General features: G+C 70.4%; 18 protein-coding genes and 1 riboswitch. Of the genes, 5 read left to right on the plus strand and 13 right to left on the minus strand.

The genetic code is table 11. The features are described from left to right. The first annotated feature begins 1 nt into the window (after position 1). The 3 genes from crtI (at position 2) to AC6CID_RS06645 (ending at position 4,152) form a co-directional block, all read left to right on the plus strand. A complete protein-coding gene (gene crtI, locus AC6CID_RS06635; RefSeq protein ID WP_024101282.1) occupies positions 2–1,534 on the plus strand; it encodes a phytoene desaturase family protein in 1,533 nt (510 codons plus the stop codon). A 100-nt stretch (positions 1,535–1,634) separates the two neighbouring features. Next, positions 1,635–3,221, plus strand: coding sequence for an alpha-(1->6)-mannopyranosyltransferase A (locus AC6CID_RS06640; protein ID WP_170318566.1), 1,587 nt, complete (start codon positions 1,635–1,637; stop codon positions 3,219–3,221). Continuing rightward, a complete protein-coding gene (locus tag AC6CID_RS06645; protein WP_019289765.1) occupies positions 3,214–4,152 on the plus strand; it encodes a phytoene/squalene synthase family protein in 939 nt (312 codons plus the stop codon). The genes AC6CID_RS06640 and AC6CID_RS06645 overlap by 8 nt, the downstream gene beginning before the upstream one ends. Before the next feature lie 15 nt (positions 4,153–4,167). On the opposite strand, the gene AC6CID_RS06650 is transcribed toward AC6CID_RS06645, so the two are convergent. Continuing rightward, positions 4,168–4,539 carry an Rv2175c family DNA-binding protein gene (locus tag AC6CID_RS06650; RefSeq protein ID WP_024101284.1) on the minus strand — a complete coding sequence of 124 codons (372 nt, stop codon included), beginning with the start codon at positions 4,537–4,539 and terminating at the stop codon, positions 4,168–4,170. Positions 4,540–4,721: 182 nt separating this feature from the next. Here AC6CID_RS06650 and pknB point away from each other — a divergent pair, with 182 nt between their 5' ends. Beyond that, entirely contained in the window at positions 4,722–6,764 is a 2,043-nt protein-coding gene (pknB, locus tag AC6CID_RS06655) for a Stk1 family PASTA domain-containing Ser/Thr kinase (RefSeq protein ID WP_064061296.1), read from the plus strand. A gap of 94 nt (positions 6,765–6,858) precedes the next feature. On the opposite strand, the gene AC6CID_RS06660 is transcribed toward pknB, so the two are convergent. From AC6CID_RS06660 to AC6CID_RS06715, 12 genes are all read right to left on the minus strand, one after another. Further along, entirely contained in the window at positions 6,859–8,244 is a 1,386-nt protein-coding gene (locus AC6CID_RS06660) for a class II 3-deoxy-7-phosphoheptulonate synthase (protein WP_006554163.1), read from the minus strand. Positions 8,245–8,298: 54 nt separating this feature from the next. Then, entirely contained in the window at positions 8,299–8,790 is a 492-nt protein-coding gene (locus AC6CID_RS06665) for a polyadenylate-specific 3'-exoribonuclease AS (protein ID WP_006554164.1), read from the minus strand. 4 nt (positions 8,791–8,794) lie between these two features. Then, positions 8,795–9,580 carry a lysophospholipid acyltransferase family protein gene (locus AC6CID_RS06670; protein WP_121209298.1) on the minus strand — a complete coding sequence of 262 codons (786 nt, stop codon included), beginning with the start codon at positions 9,578–9,580 and terminating at the stop codon, positions 8,795–8,797. Positions 9,581–9,757: 177 nt separating this feature from the next. After that, positions 9,758–10,735 carry an ROK family glucokinase gene (locus AC6CID_RS06675; protein ID WP_498353718.1) on the minus strand — a complete coding sequence of 326 codons (978 nt, stop codon included), beginning with the start codon at positions 10,733–10,735 and terminating at the stop codon, positions 9,758–9,760. Beyond that, complete coding sequence (locus tag AC6CID_RS06680; RefSeq protein WP_033097590.1) at positions 10,732–11,154, minus strand: hypothetical protein; 423 nt, start codon at positions 11,152–11,154, stop codon at positions 10,732–10,734. Before AC6CID_RS06680 ends, AC6CID_RS06675 begins: the two co-directional genes overlap by 4 nt. Further along, positions 11,142–12,350 carry an ArsA family ATPase gene (locus tag AC6CID_RS06685; protein ID WP_006554168.1) on the minus strand — a complete coding sequence of 403 codons (1,209 nt, stop codon included), beginning with the start codon at positions 12,348–12,350 and terminating at the stop codon, positions 11,142–11,144. Before AC6CID_RS06685 ends, AC6CID_RS06680 begins: the two co-directional genes overlap by 13 nt. Before the next feature lie 23 nt (positions 12,351–12,373). Further along, positions 12,374–12,811 (minus strand): SRPBCC family protein, encoded by a 438-nt coding sequence (locus AC6CID_RS06690; protein WP_006554169.1) that lies wholly within the window; start codon positions 12,809–12,811, stop codon positions 12,374–12,376. 113 nt (positions 12,812–12,924) lie between these two features. Continuing rightward, positions 12,925–13,314, minus strand: a complete 390-nt coding sequence (locus tag AC6CID_RS06695) for a hypothetical protein (RefSeq protein ID WP_024101289.1) — start codon at positions 13,312–13,314, stop codon at positions 12,925–12,927. A 39-nt stretch (positions 13,315–13,353) separates the two neighbouring features. Then, on the minus strand, positions 13,354–14,523 hold the full coding sequence (locus AC6CID_RS06700) for a glycosyltransferase family 4 protein (RefSeq protein WP_006554171.1): 1,170 nt from the start codon (positions 14,521–14,523) through the stop codon (positions 13,354–13,356). An 89-nt stretch (positions 14,524–14,612) separates the two neighbouring features. Next, positions 14,613–15,953 (minus strand): hypothetical protein, encoded by a 1,341-nt coding sequence (locus tag AC6CID_RS06705; protein WP_064061300.1) that lies wholly within the window; start codon positions 15,951–15,953, stop codon positions 14,613–14,615. Positions 15,954–16,029: 76 nt separating this feature from the next. Beyond that, entirely contained in the window at positions 16,030–17,073 is a 1,044-nt protein-coding gene (locus AC6CID_RS06710) for a C40 family peptidase (RefSeq protein ID WP_498353743.1), read from the minus strand. 298 nt (positions 17,074–17,371) lie between these two features. After that, positions 17,372–17,953: a C40 family peptidase gene (locus tag AC6CID_RS06715; protein ID WP_121209171.1), complete on the minus strand. Its 582-nt coding sequence runs from the start codon at positions 17,951–17,953 to the stop codon at positions 17,372–17,374. A gap of 15 nt (positions 17,954–17,968) precedes the next feature. Then, positions 17,969–18,133: riboswitch (cyclic di-AMP (ydaO/yuaA leader) on the minus strand. Between the two features lie 437 nt (positions 18,134–18,570). On the opposite strand from AC6CID_RS06715, the gene AC6CID_RS06720 reads away from it, so the two are divergent. Beyond that, complete coding sequence (locus AC6CID_RS06720; protein WP_121209170.1) at positions 18,571–20,319, plus strand: DEDD exonuclease domain-containing protein; 1,749 nt, start codon at positions 18,571–18,573, stop codon at positions 20,317–20,319. Positions 20,320–20,326: the final 7 nt, after the last annotated feature.

The following is a 20,326-nucleotide window of genomic DNA, read 5'->3' on the forward strand; positions in this document are numbered from 1 at the left end:
GGTGCGGACCGTTCCCGGCGCCGACCGGGTCGTCGTGGTCGGTGCCGGTCTCGCCGGTCTGTCGGCGGCACTGTACCTGCGCGGCGCCGGTAAGGACGTCACGGTGCTCGAACGCGCCGACGACGTCGGCGGCCGGGTCGGCAGCTATCACGGCCCGGGCTACGAGATCGACAACGGCGCCACCGTGCTGACGATGCCCGAGTTGATCGACGACGCGCTCGCCGCGGTGGGCACCGACCGCAACTCCGTCCGGCCGGCCCTGCGCACCCGGCGACTGTCCCCCGCCTACCACGCGCGGTTCGCCGACGGCACCTCGATCGACGTGCACTCCGACCCCGACGCCATGGTCGCGGAGATCTCGCGGGTGTGCGGTCCCGACGAGGCACGCCGCTATCTGGGGTTGCGCGCGTGGCTCGCCGACATCTTCGACGCCGAGTTCGACCGCTTCATGGACGCGAGTTTCGACTCGCCGCTCGACCTGGTCTCGTCCCCGGCGGCGCTGCGCGATCTGGCGCGTCTGCTCCGACTGGGCGGGTTCGGCAGGCTCGGCGCGCAGGTGAACCGCAGGGTCACCGACCCGCGCCTGCGCCGCGTCTTCACCTTCCAGGCGCTGTACGCGGGGGTCGCTCCGGCACGGGCCCTCGCCGTCTACGGGGCCATCGCCCACATGGACACGTCGCTGGGCGTGTACGCGGTGGACGGCGGCATGCGGTCGGTCGCCCGCGCGATGGCCGCGGCGTTCGTCGAGGCCGGCGGACGGCTCGAACTTGGCCGGGAGGTGACCTCGCTCGACCTCTCCGCCGGTCGGGTCGACGGTGTCCGCACCCGCGACGGACAGCGCTTCCCGTGCGACGCGGCCGTCCTGACCCCCGACACCCCGGTGGTCGACGGATTGCTGCCGCGCCGACGGTGCCGCCGCACGCTGGCCGCGCCGTCGGCCGTCGTGCTGCACGGGTCGATCCCCACCGGGGTGACCCGTGGCTGGGCGGCGCAACACCACCACGTGATCGATTTCGGCGGGGAGTGGGACCGCACCTTCGCGGAGATCACCCGCAGCCGCGGACGCGGCCGGCCGATGTCGGACCCCTCGCTGCTCATCACGCGACCGGCACTGTCCGATCCCGGCCTGCGATTCACCCGTGAGGGCGTCGAGCACGAACCATTGTCGGTGCTGGCGCCATGCCCGAACCTCGACAGCGCTCCGCTCGCCTGGGCCGAGCTCGCGGTGCCCTATCGCAACGAACTGCTCGACGTCCTCGACCGCCGCGGATACGGCGGCATCACGGACGGTTTCCGCGTCGACCACATCGACACGCCGGCCACCTGGCACGCTCGTGGCATGCAGGCGGGCAGCCCGTTCTCGAGCGCTCACGTCTTCCGGCAGACGGGACCGTTCCGGCGCCGCAACCTCGATCCGGCCGTTCCCGGCGTGGTGCTCGCGGGGTCGGCGACGGTGCCGGGCGTCGGTGTCCCCACCGTGCTGTTGTCCGGAAGGCTCGCCGCCGAACGGCTCGGTGTTCCGCGAAGGCGGTGACACCGGGCGCACCACGCTCCGCGTCTCCACTAAACTGTCCTCGTTCGCCAGCTATCTGCGCGCCGCGCATCCACACGTCCACGGGGGAGGAACCGTACCGATGTCGTCCCCTGCCTCGCCCGACGCCGAGCCGCAGACCTCGCCCGCGCCGGAGGGGACGGCCGCACCGGCGGGTGAGCGTCCGAAGCACGCATTCCTGAGGAGTCCCGCCGGCCATGCCGCGCTGCTCGGCGCGTGGGGCGCGGTACTCATGACCTTCGGCAGTTTCGGATCGGGCAGTGTCCGGCGGATCGACCCGCTGCTCGAGGACATCTATCTGTCGTGGCTGCGGTTCGGCCACGGCCAGTTGCTCTCGCGGATCATCCTGTGGGTCGGTGTGCTCCTCATGATCGCAGCGTGGGTGCGCGTCGGCCGGGCGACCCTCGCCGGCCACGTCACGGTGCGCGATCTGTGGACGGTGCTGCCCGCGTGGACCGCTCCCCTGCTGGTCGCGACACCGATGTTCAGCCGCGACGCCTACTCCTACCTCGCGCAGGGCGCACTGCTGCGCGACGGTTTCGACCCGTACGAGGTGGGCCCGGTCGTCAATCCGGGCGTCCTGCTCGACAACGTCAGCAATGTGTGGACAACGACGACCACGCCCTACGGGCCCGTCCACCTGCTGCTCGGTGCGGGCATCACGTCCATCACCGACGACAACGTGGTGACGGGCACCTGGCTGTGGCGCCTGACCATGCTTCCCGGCCTGGCACTCATGGCGTGGGCCGTGCCGAAACTCGCCCGTCGCATGGGCGGAAATCCCGCGATTGCCCTGTGGCTCGCAGTGCTGAACCCGCTCGTACTGATCCACCTCGTCGGCGGTGTGCACAACGAGCTGCTGATGGTCGGTCTCATGATCGCCGGCATCGTGTTCGTGCTCGAGGGCCGGCACCTCGGCGGCATCGCCCTGGTCTCCCTCGGCGCCGCGATCAAGGCCACCGCAGGATTGGCACTGCCCTTCCTGGTGTGGGTGTGGATGATCCACGAACGCGATCGTGCGCTTGCCGAGGGACGCGAACCGGCAGCGCCCGTGCGCCTGTTCGCCAAGGCCGTCGGCCTGGGACTGGGGGTCTTCGCCGCGGTCTTCGGTGGCACCTCGCTGCTCGCCGGTGTCGGCATCGGCTGGCTCACCGCCCTGTCCGGCTCGTCGAAGATCATCAACTGGCTGTCGCTGCCGACGATGATGGCGCACGCCGTCACCTGGGTCACTCCGTGGCGGCTCGGATCGGTCCTCGACATCACACGCATGCTCTGCGCGATCGCGCTGGTGGTGATCCTCGTGTGGGCGTGGTGGCGCTTCCGCCGCACCGAGCGCGACGCGATCTTCGGGATCGTCGTGGCGCTGACTGCGGTGACCCTGCTGTCGCCCGCCGCGCTGCCCTGGTACTACTCCTGGCCGCTCGCCGTCGCCGCCGCCTTCGCGATGTCGCCCCGGGTGCTCATGGTGCTCGTCGCACTGTCGACATGGCTGATGTTGATCTTCAACCCCGACGGGTCGATCGGGATGTACAACATCGCGCACGTCGCGCTCGCGGTGTTCGCCTCGATCGTCGCGGCCCGTTCGCTGGTCACCTACGACCCGCTGCGCCTGCGGTTACGACCTCGACCGGCATCACCCGCCGGCGCTGCCCTGGACGACCGTGCCTGAGCGCCCCACGGGGATCGCGGCCGACGATCTCACCCGGGCCTACGCCTACTGCGCCGAGCTCACCGCCGAACACGGACGCACCTACAACCTCGCGACCCGGCTGCTGCCCGCCTCGCGACGACACGCCGTGCACGCGCTCTACGGCTTCGCCCGACACGTCGACGACATCGTCGACGTCACCGCCGTGGACGACCCGGAGGCCGCGATCCGTGGTGTCGACGACGCGCACAGCCGTCTGCACGCCGCACTCGCGGGCGCTCCCGGCCCGCTCGACCACACCGGTCTCGTGGTCCGCGCGCTTGCCGACACGATCGGGCAGTACCGCATCCCGATCGACTATTTCGAGGCGTTCATCCGATCCATGCGCATGGACGTGCCCGGCACGCCCGAGTTCCGGCCCCGCTACGGGACCATGGAGGAACTGCGCGAGTACATGTACGGCTCGGCGGCGGTGATCGGTCTCGAACTGCTGCCGATCCTCGACGTCGACGATCCGGCCGCCCCGCCCGCCGCAGCCGCGCTCGGGGCGGCGTTCCAGCTCACCAACTTCATCCGCGACGTGGGCGAGGACCTCGAACGCGGACGTCTCTACATCCCGCTCGAACTGTGGTCGGCCTTCGGGGTCGACATCGACCTGCTGCAGGAATGCCGGCGCACCGGCGCGATGGACCCGAGGGTCCGGCGGGCACTCGCCCACGCGGTCGCGCTGACCCGCGCCGAATATCGCAAAGCCGAACCCGGGCTGGAGGTACTCCCCGACCGGATCCGGCCGGGTATCCGCGCAGCCTTCACGCTCTACGGGCGGATTCTCGACGAGGTCGAACGCAGCGGGTTCCGGGTGCTCGACCGGCGCGCGACGGTTCCGCGCCGCACGCGCGCCGCGGTCATGATCACCGAGTACGTCGCCGGCTCACTGCTCCGGAAGCGGTAACGACGCCCCGGAGACTCAGAAGGCGAGCGCCTGCGCCCGCCGCACGACCTCGCGCGCGGACTGCGTGTGCATCGCGGCCACAGGGCATCCACCGGGAAGAGAATCGTCCTCGGCGAAGAGCCACCGCAGGATCTCGTCGTCCTCGTAACCGCCGTCGTGCAGCACCGCGATCAGGCCCGGAAGACCCTTGAGAACGTTTCCTTCCTCGTCGAGAAAGGCCTCGGGCAGGACCGGCACGCGGTCGCGCTTGAACGCCAGCAGCTGCCGGTCGCGCACCATCTGGTGTACGCGGGAGGTGGCGACGCCGAGGCTCTTGGCCACGTCGACGAGCTGCACCACGGGCACGGAGCGGTCGAGAACGTCGTCGCAGTAAGGGATTGCACTCACCCCACCACGTTATCGCTGCGGCCGCGCAGGCAGCTACGCGGCTACCGTCCACGGGAGCTGGCTACGATCGACGGGGACGAAATCGCTCCGCACACGCGGAGCCGGAGCTTCGTCACGTCGATACCTCGAAGGCCCGGGTACCGGCGTCCCACCATCACGCACGAGACACGGGGGTACACCGGGTGACCGCTGGAGGCGACCGACTGGTCGGCGTCGTGCTCGACCGGCGTTATCGCATCGAATCGCAGATCGCGCGGGGCGGCATGTCGACCGTCTACCGCGGCACCGACATGCGTCTCGACCGTCCCGTCGCCGTGAAGATCATGGATCCGCAGTTCGCGGCCGATCCCCAATTCCTGGCACGGTTCGAGTTCGAGGCCAGATCCGTCGCGCGATTGACGCATCCCGGGCTCGTCGCGGTCTACGACCAGGGCCAGGACGGCGATCACGTCTTCCTCGTGATGGAGCTCGTCGAGGGCGGCACCCTGCGCGAGCTGCTGCGCGAACGCGGGCCGATGCCGCCGCACGCCGCGGCCGCCGTGGCCGCACCGGTCCTCGGAGCTCTGGCCGTCGCCCACCGGGCGGGTCTCGTGCACCGCGACATCAAGCCCGAGAACATCCTCATCTCCGGCAACGGTGAGGTGAAGATCGCCGACTTCGGGCTCGTCCGGGCGGTCGCCGCCGCGACCACCACCTCGCGCAGCGTGATCCTCGGCACCGCGGCGTACCTGTCTCCGGAGCAGGTGACCATCGGCAGCGCCGACGCGCGTAGCGACGTCTACTCCGCCGGTGTGCTCGTGTACGAGATGCTCACCGGCCGCACTCCCTTCACCGGCGACACGTCCCTGTCGGTGGCGTACCAGCGCGTGGAGAAGGACGTGCCGGATCCGAGTTCGGCCATCGACGGGGTTCCTCCCGAACTGGACGCCTTCGTCCGCCGGGCCACCGAACGCGAACCGACGGAACGCTACGCCGACGCGCAGGTGATGGCCGTCGCGCTCGGCGAGATATGCGACACGCTCGATCTCCCCCGCTACCGGGTTCCGGCTCCGAGACGATCCGCGGTGCGGACGCCACCCGTGGTGGATCCCGATGCCGCGGCACCGACCCGCACCATCGACGGCGCCGCTTCCGGGCCTGCCGATCCTGCTCCGGCGACGACGGTGCTTACCGGCTCGGCCGCGAACTCGCATGCTCCGACGACCGTGCAGACCGCCGTGCCGGCCACGCCCGGCCCGAATGCACCGGCCACGCGCCCGCACCCGACCCGGGTCGCGACCCGCACCCATCCGCGTCCCGACACCGAACCGGTGGCGCCCCCGCCCGACTACGCCGTCGACCGCCGCCGTCAGCGCCGGTCCGCCGCCGGTTGGATCGCCGCGATCATCGTGCTCGCGTTGTTCATGGGGATCGCCGGGTGGTGGCTCGGCGCCGGCCGGCTCAGCGACGTCCCGACCGTGCTGGGACTCGACAAGGCGGCGGCCGTGTCCGCGATCGAGACGGCCGGATTGTCCAGCGAGATCCGGGGCGAGTACTCCGACGACGTTCCCGTCGACACCGTCCTCGGCACCGACCCCACCGCGGGCTCACGTGTGCCCGACGGCGACACGATCGCGTTGCTCGTGTCGCTCGGCAGACCCACCGTCCCGTCCATTCCCGGCGCCGGTGAGAGATCCGTCGTCGAGGACGAACTGCGGAGCCGCACCTTCGAACCGGTCGAGGGCGGTACCGCGTTCAGCACCACGGTGCCCGAGGGCGGAGTGGCCGCGCTCGACCCCGCGCCCGGCACCGTCCTGCCCGTGGGGTCCGAGGTCGCGCTTGTGATCAGCAAGGGATCGCCGCCCGTGACCCTGCCCGATCTGACCGGGCGCCCGGTCGACGAGGCGCGTCGCATCCTCGACGAGGCAGGCCTGACCGTCGGGGACATCCGTGAGGTCTTCGACGCCGATGTCGACGAGGGGCGGGTCATCGGCACCGACCCGGAGGAGGGCGAAGACGTCAGCGCCGGCGGAACCGTCACCCTCCTTGTATCCAATGCAGTGAAGGTGCCGTCGATGTTGGGACGCTCGGTGGGCTCGGCCCGCGACGAGCTCACCCGCCTCGGATTCGAGGTCGAGGTGCGGCAACTCGGCGACTCCGACCGCTCGGTCGTGATCGGCCAGAATCCCGGGGCGGGGCGGAGAGCAGAACAGGGCAGCACGGTCACGCTGACCGCACTGCCCTGATCCGACCGCCTGTCCCCTACCCGCGGAGCATCTCCGCTGCGATCAACCGCGGAGCATCTCCACTGCGATCAACCGCGGAGCATCTCCGCTGCGATCAACCGCGGAGCATCTCCGCGACCAGGAACGCGAGTTCGATCGACTGCTGCGTGTTCAGCCGCGGATCGCACGCCGTCTCGTAGCGACCGTGCAGGTCGAGATCGGAGATGTCCTGGGCACCGCCGAGGCACTCGGTGACGTCCTCACCGGTGAGCTCGACGTGGATGCCACCCGGATGCGTGCCCAGCGCGCGATGCACCTCGAAGAAGCCCTGCACCTCGTCGACGATGCGGTCGAAGTGACGGGTCTTGTAGCCGGTGGACGCCTCGTGGGTGTTGCCGTGCATCGGGTCGCACTGCCAGATCACCTTGTGACCGGAGGCCTCGACGCGCTCGATGATGCCGGGCAGCAGATCGCGGACCTTCGAGTGACCCATCCGGGAGATCAGGGTCAGTCGGCCCGGCGTGTTGTGCGGATCCAGGCGCTCGACGTACTCGACGGCCATCTCCGGGGTGGTCGACGGACCGATCTTCAGACCGATCGGGTTCGACAGCAGTTCCGCGAACGCGATGTGCGCGCCGTCGAGCTGGCGGGTGCGATCACCGATCCACAGGAAGTGGGCCGACAGGTCGTACAGGCGCGGCTTGTCGCCCGAGTTGTCGAGGCGCAGCATCGCGCGCTCGTAGTCGAGGACGAGAGCCTCGTGGCTGGCATAGATCGTCGCCGCGCGCAGATTCGGGTCGATGACACCGCAAGCGTCCATGAATCGCAGACCACGATCGATCTCGGAGGCGAGCGCCTCGTAGCGGGCACCGGCGGGCGAGGCCGAGACGAAGGCCCGGTTCCAGTCGTGCACGCGGTGCAGGTCGGCCTCACCGGCGGCGGTGACGGCACGCACGAGGTTCATCGCGGCGCTCGCGTTCGCGTAGGCGCGCACGAGGCGCGACGGATCGTGCCTGCGCACCTCGGCATCGGCGACCAGCGAGTTGACCATATCGCCGCGGTAGGACGGCAGACCGAGCGCGTCGGTGTCGGACGAACGCGGCTTGGCGTACTGGCCGGCGATCCGCGCGACCTTCACGACCGGCGTCGACGCACCGTAGGTCAGCACCACCGCCATCTGCAGCAGCGTGCGGATGTTGCCCTTGATGTGCGGCTCGGTGTTGTCCGCGAACGTCTCGGCGCAGTCGCCACCCTGGAGGAGGAAGGCCTCACCCCGAGCGACGGCGGCGAGCTGGTTCTGCAGCTCCTCGACCTCGCGGGGCACGGTGATGGGAGGCACGCTCTCGAGCACGGTGCGCATCGCCGCGGCCTGTTCCTCGGGCCAGCTGGGCTGCTGCAGCGCCGGCTTTGCAAGCGCCGCGTCGAGGTTGGCACGCAGCTCCTCGGGCAACGGGGGAAGTTCGGGCAAGCGGTCGATCGGCACGTCGACAGTCCAGTTCACCCGTCCAGGATATGGCGTGACGGCCGGAAGCGGCGCAGCACCCCGTTACCCGCGTCACCGCGACCGGCGAGCAACCTCGATCGCTTCGAACTTTGCGAGGTTGTGGCGGGCGTCGGCGAGGGCGTCGTGGTTGTCGTCCGGCGCCGGGGGCAGGGGCGGTGAGCCCGAGTCCTCCCAATACTGCCGGAGCTCGCGGGTGAAGCGGGGCAGGACGTCCGGGAGTTCGGGCATGGTGCCCCACAGCTGGACGAGCACGACGTGGTCGTAGGCTCCGATCCACGCCCACAGTTCGGGCCGGATGCCCGGTCGTGGCACGAGGAACTTCAGCAAGTCGTCGCGGATCCTCGATCGCGACTTCCAGGCGGGGTGCGCCGGGGGCGGGAGCTTCGGGAGGACGTTGCGGCGCACCCAGGCTCCGGCCCGGGTCGGGTCGAACTCGGTCGACACCGCGTAGAACTCGCGGCCGTCCTCGCAGGCGACACCGATCGAGACGAGTTCGATCGTGCGTCCGTCCTCGATGAACTCGCAGTCGTAGAAGTAGCGCACCTGCTCACCCGGCACGCGTGTCGGGAACGCGGTCCGCGACGGGACCGTCCTGCGGCGGGGTCGCGGCACTGCCGTTCGTCGACGCGCCCGTGTCCCCGACCCCCGACTCGTCCGCCGAGCCCTTGTTCTTGAGGGAGGCGGCGTAGATGTCGACGTACTCCTGGCCCGACAGCTGCATGAGCGAGTACATGACCTCGTCGGTGACGGTGCGCTCCACGAACCTGTTTCCGCCCATGCCCTCGAACCGGGAGAAGTCGAGGGGCTCACCGATCCGGACGGTGATCTTCGCCGGTCGCCACATCTTCGACCCGATGGGGTTCATCCGGTCGGTGCCGATCATGGCGACGGGGATCACGGGGACGCCGGTCTCCAGCGCCAGTCGCGCGAGGCCGGTCTTGCCCTTGTAGAGGCGTCCGTCGGGTGAGCGGGTGCCCTCGGGATAGATGCCGAGCAGCTTGCCCTGGCCGAGCACCCGGACCCCGGCGTTGAGCGCATCCTGCGCGGCGTCGGCGCCGGTGCGGTCGATGGGGACCTGCCCGACGGACGAGAAGAACCAGCGCTGGAAGGCGCCCTTGAGTCCGGTGCCGGTGAAGTACTCACTCTTCGCGAGGAAGGTGATGCGCCGACGTACGAGGAGGGGAAGGTAGAACGAGTCGAGGACGGCCCGGTGGTTACTGGCCAGGATCGCCGGTCCGTGCGCCGGAATGTTCTCGCCGCCTTCGAACTTCGGACGTCCTATGAGCCACAGCAGCGGCCCCAGGAGGGCGTACTTGAACAGCCAGTACCACATGGCATCCTTCCCGAATCCGATCATCCCCCACACGGATCGGTGCAGCACCGCCCGCCGGTCGACTCTACGACGACGCGACTGCCCCTCGCACATCGCCCCAGTGCTCGACCCCACCCTTTCCACGTAGACGTGACGATAATCTCACCTCCGGCGAATCTCACCTCCAGTGGAATTCGACTACAGCGGCGGTCGTGAGGTTTCGATCGCGGATCGGGCGAGATCGGCGGCACCGATGAGCCCGGCGGCGTCGCCGAGCTGCGCGACCCGGACGCGCGCGAGAGGACGATGGCCGGCGCCGGTGGTCACGGCCGCGTAGTGCTCGCGCGCGGCGTCGAGGAACAACGGCGCGGAACCGGAGACCCCTCCCCCGATGACGACGAGCTCGGGGTCGTAGACGTCGGCGACGAGCGCCAGTCCGAGCGCGAGCCTGCGGGCGAAATCGTCGAAGGCCGCGAGAGCGACGGGGTCGCCGTCGTGGGCCGCACCGGCGACCCGTCGGCCGGTGAGCGATCCGGGATCCGAGGCGATCTCGCCCGCGAGAACGGACTGCCCGGGTTCGGCCGCGAGCATCTCGACGGTCGTGTCCACGAGACCCGTTCCGCTGCAATACCTCTCCCAACATCCCTGCTTGCCGCACGGGCAGGGCCGCCCGTCGGGCACGACCTGCAGGTGACCGAGTTCGGGCGCCACACCGTAGGCACCGCGATAGATCCTGCCGTCGAGCAGCAGGGCCGCGCCGATGCCCGTTCCGAGCGCGACCATCACCGCGATCGTGCTGCCCGCGGCGGCGCCAAAGCGGTACTCGGCCCAGGCCGCGGCATTGGCGTCGTGTTCGAGAACGACCGGCAACCCGAAGCGTTCGGTGAGCGTCTCGGCGAGCGGCCTATCGCGCCAGGGCAGATGCGGTGCGAACCGCACGGTGGTGCGGTCCTCGGTGAGGAAACCCGCGACCCCCAGCCCGACCGCGCCGATGTCGTTGCGCTCACGCAGATGCTCGACGAGCCGGTGCAGCGCGTTCTCGAGGGCGACCGCGGAGGACGGCGTCTGCGTGCGCACACTGTCGACGACGTCGCCGTTACGGTCGACGGCTGCCGCGCGGATGCTCGTGCCCCCGATGTCGATCCCGACCGTGAGCCCGGGGTCGTGCGTGTTCACGTGCGGAGGTTGACGGAGATCGGCTCGAAGGCCGGACGATCCCGTGTCGGCGGATCGGGGGTCGGCTCGGGCGGGACGCCACCGGTCGAGGGCAGGAACTGCGCGAGGAACTTCCGCAGCAACGCGATCAACGCCGCCAGTTTCGACGCCAGCCTGCTGACCAGTTCGTGGTTCTCGCCGCGAACCAGGGCTGCGGCGGCACAGAGCGGGCACCACGCGCACCCGTTCGGGGTGGTCGCGGCCTCGGCGTCACCCGGCGCCGTCGAACCGGTCGCGGTATCGGGGGCGGTATGAGCCGACGCGTCGCCGGTCGCGGCGACGAACTGCTGCACCGTGCCCTCGACGCGGTCGAGCACGGCGTCGGCGAGCAACAACAACTCGGAGATCAGGGCTTCGTGGTCGTCCCTCACAGCGGCCACACCGCCGGATCCGGTACGAATCGCACCACCAGATCGGTTCCGTCGAACTCGGCATCGGAGACGGTGCACCGCCGCAGCCCCGAGGCGAGTCGCACCCGGCGTCGCATGCCGTCGGCGCCGACGACGAGGTCGTCGCCGATCCGTCCGAGTGTCAGGGACGCGGGATCGGCGAGCGGCAGGTACATGCGCATCGCGTACACCGACTCCACCCCCGTTCCCGATTCTTGCTGCACCCGGACCGGCTCGTCGGTCTCCGACGAGGGAACGAGTGCATCGCGGCGGAGCGCCGTGGCGAGCTCCTCCAGAGCTGCCAACCCTACCGGCTCCGCAGCACGGCGCTCGCACACGATCACGGGAACGTCGGTGACGGCCGCCCCGATCTCGGCGACGATCGCCTCGTGCGCGGCCCGTTGATCGGCCAGCAGCCGTGCAGCCGCACCCGAACCGCCCACCGCGGGGACGACGCCGTTGACGACGACCGCGTCGACGCGAATGCCGGACAGGGCGAGCCACGATCGCACCCGTGCGAGCTCGGCACGACCGGCGCGGTCGGGCGTCGCCACGATCACCGCGGCGCTGCGTCCGCGATCGTCGAGCAGGTCGCGTACCGCGGTGATCCCCGACAGCAACCGATCGAACAGCGCGACGAAGACACCCGTGCGGGGGTCCGGACCGGTGGCCGCCGCGACCCGGCTGTGCTGAGGCCAGATCCGTTCCAGCGAATCGGAGACCGTGCGCGGCGCGGTGAGGGTGCGCAGGGCGTCGGCGGAGGCCGGGGCGTCGACGACGACGAGAGCCCACCGTCCGCTGTCCGCGAGTCGCGCGACCTCGGCGAGCACGAGCAGTTCCTCGACGCCGGGAAGCCCGGTCAGTTCGTCGGGCTCGGGCAGGTCGAACTGGTCTGCGTGCTCGTGCGTCCCGGCGAGCGCCGCCATCGAGGCGAGGACCGCGTAGCGCGTGCGGAGCAGCTGCAGCGAGTCGATCTCGACCATGCCGAGGTTGTCCTCGACGGTGCGGATGTCCGTCGCGCCGGCGTCCCGGTTCGTGGCCGGAGGCAGGTCGAGCACGTCGCCGAGGGAGTGCGCCCGGTCGATGGACACGACGAGCACGGGTTCTCCCGCACGGGCGGTCGCGAGCGCCTCGGCCGCGGCAAGGGTCGTCTTCCCGGCGCCGCCCTTTCCGAGGAACCATCGCACGCGGGCCGGGGCGTGCCGGACGTTCAGCCCTCCACCTGCTTCTTGAGTTCCTTCAGCGCGGTGTCGGTGATGACCTTCTCCGCCTTGCGCTTGAACAGACCGATCATCGGGATCGTGAGATCCACGGTGAGCTGGTAGTCGACGACCGTGGTGCCGCCGGGGGCCTCGGTCAGCACGTACGAGCCGGACTGGGCCTTCTGGATCTCACCGCTCTCGAGCTCCCAGCTCACGGCACGGTTGTCGGACGCCCACTTGTACCGCAGGACGTAGGTGTCCTTGACGATGCCGGCGTCGAGGACGAAGCGCACGCGTTCGGCGCGGCCGTCGGGACGATGTTCCACGACCTCCACGGTCTTCGCCGCCGACACCCACGTCGGATAGGCATCGAAATCTGCGATGACCTCCATGACACGCTCGGCCGGCGCGTCGATGGTGATCGACCTCTTCGTCTTCTCGGCCATGTGGTGACGGCTCCCTTTCTCGGTCCCTCGGGTGTGCACCGATCAGTCCCGCCCCGAGGGTCTATCACACACCGTGGGAACAACGGTATCGGGACGACGCTCCTTCGGTGGCTTCAGTGTCGCGGCGGTTCACCTGCCGGACGACCGGCCTCGAGACGCTGCTTGACCTCGAAGGTCATCACCTTCCCTTGGACCCGGCGCGTACGGTTCATTCCCGCGAGGTCGAGACCCGCCACCCGCTCGGGCGCGACACCGGCCGGCTCGCAGTGCAGGAAGTAGTGGATCACCGCGCCGTCGAGAACCGGCTCGATCCACACCTCCATCGTTCCGTCGAGCGGACCCGACACCGTCCACCGGATGCCCTTCTCGGCTCGGTCCTCCCGCACGGTCAGTACGAGATCGGGCCACCATGCACGCCACCGATCGAGGGCCGCGACCTCCTCGGCGATGCGCTCCGGAGGCGCCGCTACGAAGGTCTGGTCCGCCACCTGAATGCTGCTCACGCAGAACAGCTTCACATATCGCGTCGGCGGCCCGTCCGGTCACCCCGCCGACGGCGTCACCGTCTCGTTCGGGGGCGCCGAGGCGTCGAGATAACCGCGCAATCTTGCGCCCAGGACGTCCCATCTCCAATCGCTGGAGACCCACTCTCGACCGGCCGCGCCCATCGCGGCGGCACGATCGGGATCGGCGAGGACACCGGACACCGCGGTCGCGACGGCTGTGACGGAGGTGCCGTCGACGACGTAGCCGGTGCGACCGTCGCGCACCGTTTCCGGGGCACCACCCGACCGGCCTGCCACGACGGGCACCCCGGTCGCGGACGCCTCGAGGTACACGATGCCCAGGCCCTCGACGTCGAGACCGCCGCCGCGGGTCCGGCACGGCATCGCGAACACGTCAGCGATGGTGTGGTGCGCGGCGAGCTCGGCCGACGGCACGGTGCCGGTGAATACGACGTGCTCCTCGACATCCGTGCGGCGCGCGAGCTCCCGCAGGCGCGACTCGTACGGTCCGCCGCCGACGATGACGAGGACGGCACCGTCGATCCGCTTCCGGATCGCGGGCAGCGCGCGGATGAGCACGTCCTGTCCCTTGCGCGGCACCAGGCGCGACAGACACAGCACGGTGGGCCGGTCGCCGAGACCGTAACGTGCCCGCAGTTCGGCGCGGGCCGCCGGATCCGGCCGGAAGACGTCGGTGTCCACCCCGGACGGCAGGTGTTCGAGACCCGCTTCGGGGCCGAATGCCGAGGCGAACCGCCCCCTCGTGTAACGACTGACGTAGGTGACGGTGTCGGTGTGCTCGCCGATCCGCCGCAGCGCCTGCCGGGCGGCGGGAAGCATCGACCATCCCACCTCGTGGCCGTGGGTGCTGGCGACGATGCGATGAGCGCCGGCGCGGCGCAGCACGGGCGCCAGCAGCGCCAACGGTGCAGCCGCTCCGAACCAGACGGTGTCGCAGTCGTGTTCGGTGAGCAGCCGCGTGGCCCGTCGCGCGACGTCGGGTGTCGGCAGCATCAGTGTCGTGGGATGACGGACGACCTCGAAGGGGACTCGTGCGTCGAACTTCACATGGCTGTCGCCGCGCCACCGCGGCGCGTAGACGACCAGGTCGTCGGACGGCAGCTGGTTCGCGAAGGCGTGCAGATAGGACTGGATGCCCCCCGGTCGGGGCGGGAAATCGTTCGTCACCAGCAGGGTCCGCGACATGGGACCACCGTAGAAGCAGCGCGACGGGAAGGCGCCGACGGGTCCCGAGCTCCGGACGGTGCCGATGGGCCCGGCCCGGACCGTCCCGGTCAGCGGATGTCGCGGATGCGCTCTCCGAGCCAGCGACCCCAACCGCCCACGAAGCCGGCGGTGTCGACGCCGAGCAGGTCTGTGAGCACGTCGTCGAGGTGTTCGTCGGTGACGGGACCCGCGGCGAGGGCGCGGTAGAGGGAGACGAGCGTGTCGTGTCCGAACTGGTCCGCGGTGTACGCGGCGATCGACCAGGAGCTCTCGTAGGCGAGCGTCGACCGGTCGCCGATGAAGTCGCCGTCGGCGGGCAGCGACGTCGGTGCACCCGACGCCCGTACCTGCCGGGTCAGCGTCGGCGCGATCCGCTGCACGTCGACCGGCCCGGTGGCGAGGCCCTCCGCGGCCGTGCGGTGGCCGACGTAGTCGGCGAAGCCCTCGAGGACCCACATCGGGGAGCCGTCCACGGTGCCGGCGCGTGCGGCGACGTGCACCGTCTCGTGCGCGAGCACGATCCGGCGAGAGGTGTCGTCCAGCCGGTCGCTCGCGGCCGGGTTGAAGACGATGCGCTGCCCGGTGGCGATCCCGCGCTCGTGGTCGACATCGTCGGAGACCGCGACGGCCGCGATGTCGTCGCCGTCGTGTCGTGGCCCGACGAGGTGCGAGAACTCCTCGTGTGAGGACGTCACGACCACCAGTGCGCGTCGCGGCCAGGAATCGCCCCAAAGGTCGTCGACAGCCTCGACCACCGACGGCAGTTCGCCTGCCAGGTCGTCGACGAAGGCGGCGTTGTCCGGGTGTCCGATCACGAGCGAGCGACCACCCTCGGTCTGCGCGGTCGCGAGGTGGAGGCTGCCGTGGTCCCAGGGCCCTCGCCAGGTGACGGTCTGCGCCCCGGCGAGATCGGGTGCGTCGTCGGCGATCCGCCAGCCCTGCGGTCGGTGGACGAACAGCACGGTCACCGGTCGCCGGGTGGGTATGTCGTCGATTCCGTCCACGGCGTACCGCAGGTGGACGCGGTGCGCCCGTACCTCGTCGGCCGCGAACCGGGCGATCGTCTCGGGCGGCAGGGGCAGCGCGGGTTCGGAGGCGAGTTCGTAGCCGAGATCGGCGAGGGGAACGGCGGAGATCGCCGCGATCCGCTCCCGTTCGGCGTCGAGGAGTTCCGGAGACGCGTCGTCGATCAACTCCGCGAGGGACCCGTCGTCGCCGGTCCGGACGGCGTGCGCCCAGTCGTCGAGCACGACCTGCAGTTCGGCCCGTACCCGACTGTCGGCGTCGTCGGTGTCCACCGGGTCGACGGCCAGCAGCAGTCCTGCCGTGACCAGCGCGACCACGAGTCCGGCCAGGCCGAGACGTTCCCACTTGCGGGTACCGGCGGTGAAGGACGATCGCGCGGGCACCGCGTCAGTCTAGGTCGGTGTCCGAGGGTGGTCCCGTACGCCCTCGCCCACCGGCTGCGATCCCGCCTCTACCCGGTCAGTACCGCCGGGCGCTGTGGAACGGGAAGCGATCGATCGACTGCACCTTCACCGGCACACCGAAGGTCGACGCGTGCACCATGTTGCCATCGCCGACGTACATGCCGACGTGGGAGGCGTCGTCGTAGAAGATCACGAGGTCGCCGGGCTGCAGATTGTCGCGGGAGACGGGGATGCCGCCCTGCGCCTGGGCCTGACTCGACCGGGGCAGTGATTTGCCGACCTGGTTGTACGCCCACACCATGAGTCCCGAGCAGTCGAACTGGTCGGGGCCGGTCGCGCCCCACACGTACGGCGAGCCGATCCGCGACAGGGCGGCGCGGAGCGCGGCGCCGTTGCTGCCGGGGACGAGGTGCTGCAGGATCTTCTCGGCGTCGAGGCCCGGAGGGAAGGGAGTGCCGGCGAGTTCTGCCTTCTCCGCGTCGCTCAGCGCCTCGAAGGCGTTCAGGACCCCTTCGATCTGCTCCTCGAGTTCGGCCTGTCGCCGCTGGAGTTCGTCGCGGAGGGTCTGGGCCTGCTCGGCGGCGGCACGCGCCTCGTCGGCGGCATGCTGCGCGGCGACGGCCGCCTCGGCCGCAGCGGCGGTGGCCGCCCGGAAGCCCTCGACCTCACGCGAGGTCTGCTCGCCCAGGACGTCGAGCAGGACCATCTGGTCGAGCACCTGCTGGGGCGAGTCGCTCACCATGACGGCGAACAGCCGGTTGGTGCGCGCACCGCGGTAGTTGGCCCGCGCGAGCTTGTCGACGGTGGGCTTGAAGCGGGCGATCTCGGCGCGAGCGGCGCCGAGCGCGTCGTCGGCCTGGCCGGCACGCACCTCGGCCTCGTGCTGCGCAGCGACCTTCGCTTCGAGATCGGCCCCGGCGGCGTGCAACGCCTCGGTGGCCTGTTCGCTGCGACGCGACAGATCCGCGAGGTGCTCGAGGCGTGCTGCCGGGCTCTCCCCTGCGGGTTGCGCCGTCGCCGGCGCCAGGGTGAAACCGAGGACCATCATCACGAGGGCTACGACGAGCGCCGGACGGCCGGTCCGTCGCCTGTCCTGCACTCGTACGAGGTGCTTCGTCCTGTCGGAAACCACGTGGGCTCGCATCCTTTCCCAAAGGTCTCGATCAGGTTACGGAATTGCATAGGTTTGTGTCTACCTGCGAGTAGCCCTCCCGCGCAGCGGCCGTTTGTGCAAGCAGTTCCTGCATCGGAAAGGACGTGCAGACACACGAGGAGGGTGGGTCCGGTACGTACCGGACCCACCCTCCTCGGGCAGTGCGTCGGCGCTGGAGCGGGGGTGCTCAGCCCGATCGGAAGCGACGGGCGCCGACCGATCAGAAGCGACGGGCGCCGACCGATCAGAAGCGACGGGCGCCGTCGACGGGCATCGAGTTCAGCGGTGCGATCTTGACCGGCTGGCTCGAGGTGGAGGCGTGCACGATGTTGCCGCCGCCGATGTAGATGCCGGTGTGGCTGCCGCCGTAGAACGACACGACGTCCCCGGGCTGCAGAGCCGCGACGTCCACCGGGGCACCGGCGGAGGCCTGCTCGTAGCTGGTGCGCGGGACGCTCAGACCGGCCTGCTTGTAGGCCCACTGCACGAGACCCGAGCAGTCGAAGGAGCTCGGGCCGGCAGCGCCGTAGACGTAGGGGGCACCGATCTTCGACTGCGCGGCGTCGGCAGCGCGCTGGCCGACAGAGCTGAAGGGGGCGGTGAAGGAACCGGACTGAGGCGCGGGGGCGGCCTCGGGGGCCGGCGGAACGATGTTGGCGATCTCCGGCGGCACGGTCACACCGGCCGGGAGGTCGAACGTTCCGACACCGGGAATGTTGATCGGCTCGGCCATCGCCGGGCCGGCCGAGACGGTGACTGCTCCGAGAGCAATGGCACCGGCGACGAGTGCGCGCCGGACGATGCGCGTGCTGTTGTTCGAAACCACGAGGGGACGTTCTCCGTTTCTTCCGTTCACCCGCCGACCGAGTTAGCTGACGGGTTCGGGCCGGAAGATCAGCCCTACCCCTCCCCGCGAGCAGCGGAGGGGATTCACCCCGAGTACTACGTGTGGGTCCCCGGCTCACCGCTCCCGCAGACGGGAGAAGCGATTAGGCGGTAACCGTGCGGCTCCGACCCGGGGGTGGGGCGGAAACTCTCCGCTCGGTCTCGAAAAGATTACGAAACGGCATCGGTGAAGTCGACCGCCTTGCCGTGCGACCCGACCTTCTCGGCCCACCCCTGGAGGAATGCCGTCGCGGGGCAACGGTCCGATAACGGCGCGGTAACGGCCACTGTCCGGCGCGCCTCCGCTCGGGAGAGGCCCGGCGCCCGTTTCACCCGAGTTCCTTCCGGAAGAACCAGGTCAGGGCACGCTGACTCATCGACCGTCGACGAGGCGATGCGCCCGATTCGCCGGATTGTCGTTCCCGGAGGCCGATCGGTCTGTTCTCCGGCCTCCGTTTACCCTTCATCGAGCCGAAAAGAACGCAGTGTGATCCTCGTCTCCCCCCGCTCCGAAGCCCGCTCGACGGCGTGTCGGTGACGCTTCCTAGGCTCTGCCGCATGACCTCGCCGCAACCATCCGCCCTCGGCGTGCAACTCGGTTTCGACGAGCTCGACACTCCCCTGCGCGAGACCACCTTCGTCGTCGTCGACCTCGAGACGACGGGCGGGAAGGCAGCCGAGGACGCCATCACAGAGATCGGCGCCGTGAAGATCCGCGGGGGCGAGGTGCTCGGCGAGTTCGCGACCCTCGTCGATCCGGGACGACCCATCCCCCCGTACATCGTGCAGCTCACCGGCATCACCACCGCCATGGTCTACGCGGCCCCCAAGATCGAGGAGGTGCTGCCCGCCTTCCTGGAATTCGCGTCCGGAGCGGTGCTCGTCGCACACAACGCCGGATTCGACGTCGGCTTCCTCGAGGCCGCCACAGCGCAGTGCGAACTCGCGTGGCCCCGCTTCCAGGTGCTGTGCACCGTCAAGCTGGCCCGCCGCGTCCTCGGACGCGACGAAGCGCCGTCGGTGAAGCTGTCCGCGCTGGCCGAACTGTTCCGGGTCTCCACCGTGCCCACCCACCGCGCCCTGGACGACGCACGCGCCACCGTGGACGTCCTGCACGCCCTCATCGAACGGGTCGGCAACCAGGGCGTCCACAGCCTCACCGAACTGCGCGACTATATGCCGGTGGTCACCGCCGAGCAGAGGGCCAAACGCGCACTCGCCGCGCATCTGCCGCGCAAACCGGGTGTCTACATGTTCCGCGGCCCGTCGGACGAGGTGCTGTACGTCGGCACGGCGGTCGACCTGCACCGGCGTGTCCGTACCTATTTCACGGGCTCCGAGACGCGACCGCGGTTGCGCGAGATGGTCGCGCTCACTACACGCATCGATCACGTCGAATGCGCCCACGGGCTCGAGGCCGGCGTCCGCGAACTCCGGTTGATCGCGGCCCACACCCCTCCCTACAACCGCCGGTCGAAATATCCGATGCGCGGTTGGTGGATCATCCTCACCGACGAGGCGTTCCCGCGCCTCGCCGTGAGCCGCACCCCCGGACCCGACTCGGTCGGCCCGTTCTCGGTGCGCGCCGACGCCGCGGATGTCGCGGCACTGCTCGCGGAGATGTGCGGTCTGCGCACGTGCACGCGCAGGATCGGCCGTACGGCCCGCCACGGCGACCGCTGCCCGCCCGTCGCGGTCGGGGGCTGCGCCGCAGCCGCCTTCGGGGTCCAGGACGCCTCCGCCTACGCAGCCCAGGTCGAGCGTGCGCGCGCGGTCGTCCGCGGAACCGCCGACGACGCCGTCGAATCGGCGCAGCAGCGACTCGACGCCCTCGTGCGCGACCAGCTGTTCGAGAACGCCGCCCGCCTGCGCGACCGCCTCGCCACCGCCCTCGTCGCGCTGCGGCGCACGCAACGCCTCGCGGCACTGGCGGCCGTCGACGAACTCGTCGCCGCGCGACCGCGGGCCGAGGGCGGGTGGGAGTTCGCCGTCGTGCGCGCCGGTCGTCTCGCGTCCGCCGGAGTGGCACCGCGCGGTGTGCGCCCGATGCCCGTCGTCGAGGCGATCGTCGCCGCGGCCGAGACGGTGCGGCCGTCACCCGGCCCGCTCCGGGGCGCGTCCCCGGAGGAGATCGGTCTGGTCGCACGTTGGCTCGACGGCGAGGGCATCCGCATCGTCCGGGCGAGCGAGGGCTGGTGCGAACCGACACGGGGTGCGGGCCGGTGGAGCACGTGGGCCGAGCTCGCCCGCGACGCCCGCGCGGTCCGCAGGCTCCTCTCCGCCGACGACCCGCACCGCTTAGGCTGATGCAATC

This window comes from Rhodococcus sp. GQ147 (assembly GCF_059759155.1).

What these genes read in the sequence shown, in the direction of transcription:
- AC6CID_RS06670 (WP_121209298.1), bottom strand. Translation starts at nt 9,580, where the DNA reads ATGTGGTACTGGCTGTTCAAGTACGCCCTCCTGGGGCCGCTGCTGTGG.
- AC6CID_RS06700 (WP_006554171.1), bottom strand. Translation starts at nt 14,523, where the DNA reads ATGTCGCGGACCCTGCTGGTGACGAACGATTTCCCGCCCCGACCGGGG.
- AC6CID_RS06690 (WP_006554169.1), bottom strand. Translation starts at nt 12,811, where the DNA reads ATGGCCGAGAAGACGAAGAGGTCGATCACCATCGACGCGCCGGCCGAG.
- AC6CID_RS06720 (WP_121209170.1), top strand. Translation starts at nt 18,571, where the DNA reads ATGACCTCGCCGCAACCATCCGCCCTCGGCGTGCAACTCGGTTTCGAC.
- AC6CID_RS06640 (WP_170318566.1), top strand. Translation starts at nt 1,635, where the DNA reads ATGTCGTCCCCTGCCTCGCCCGACGCCGAGCCGCAGACCTCGCCCGCG.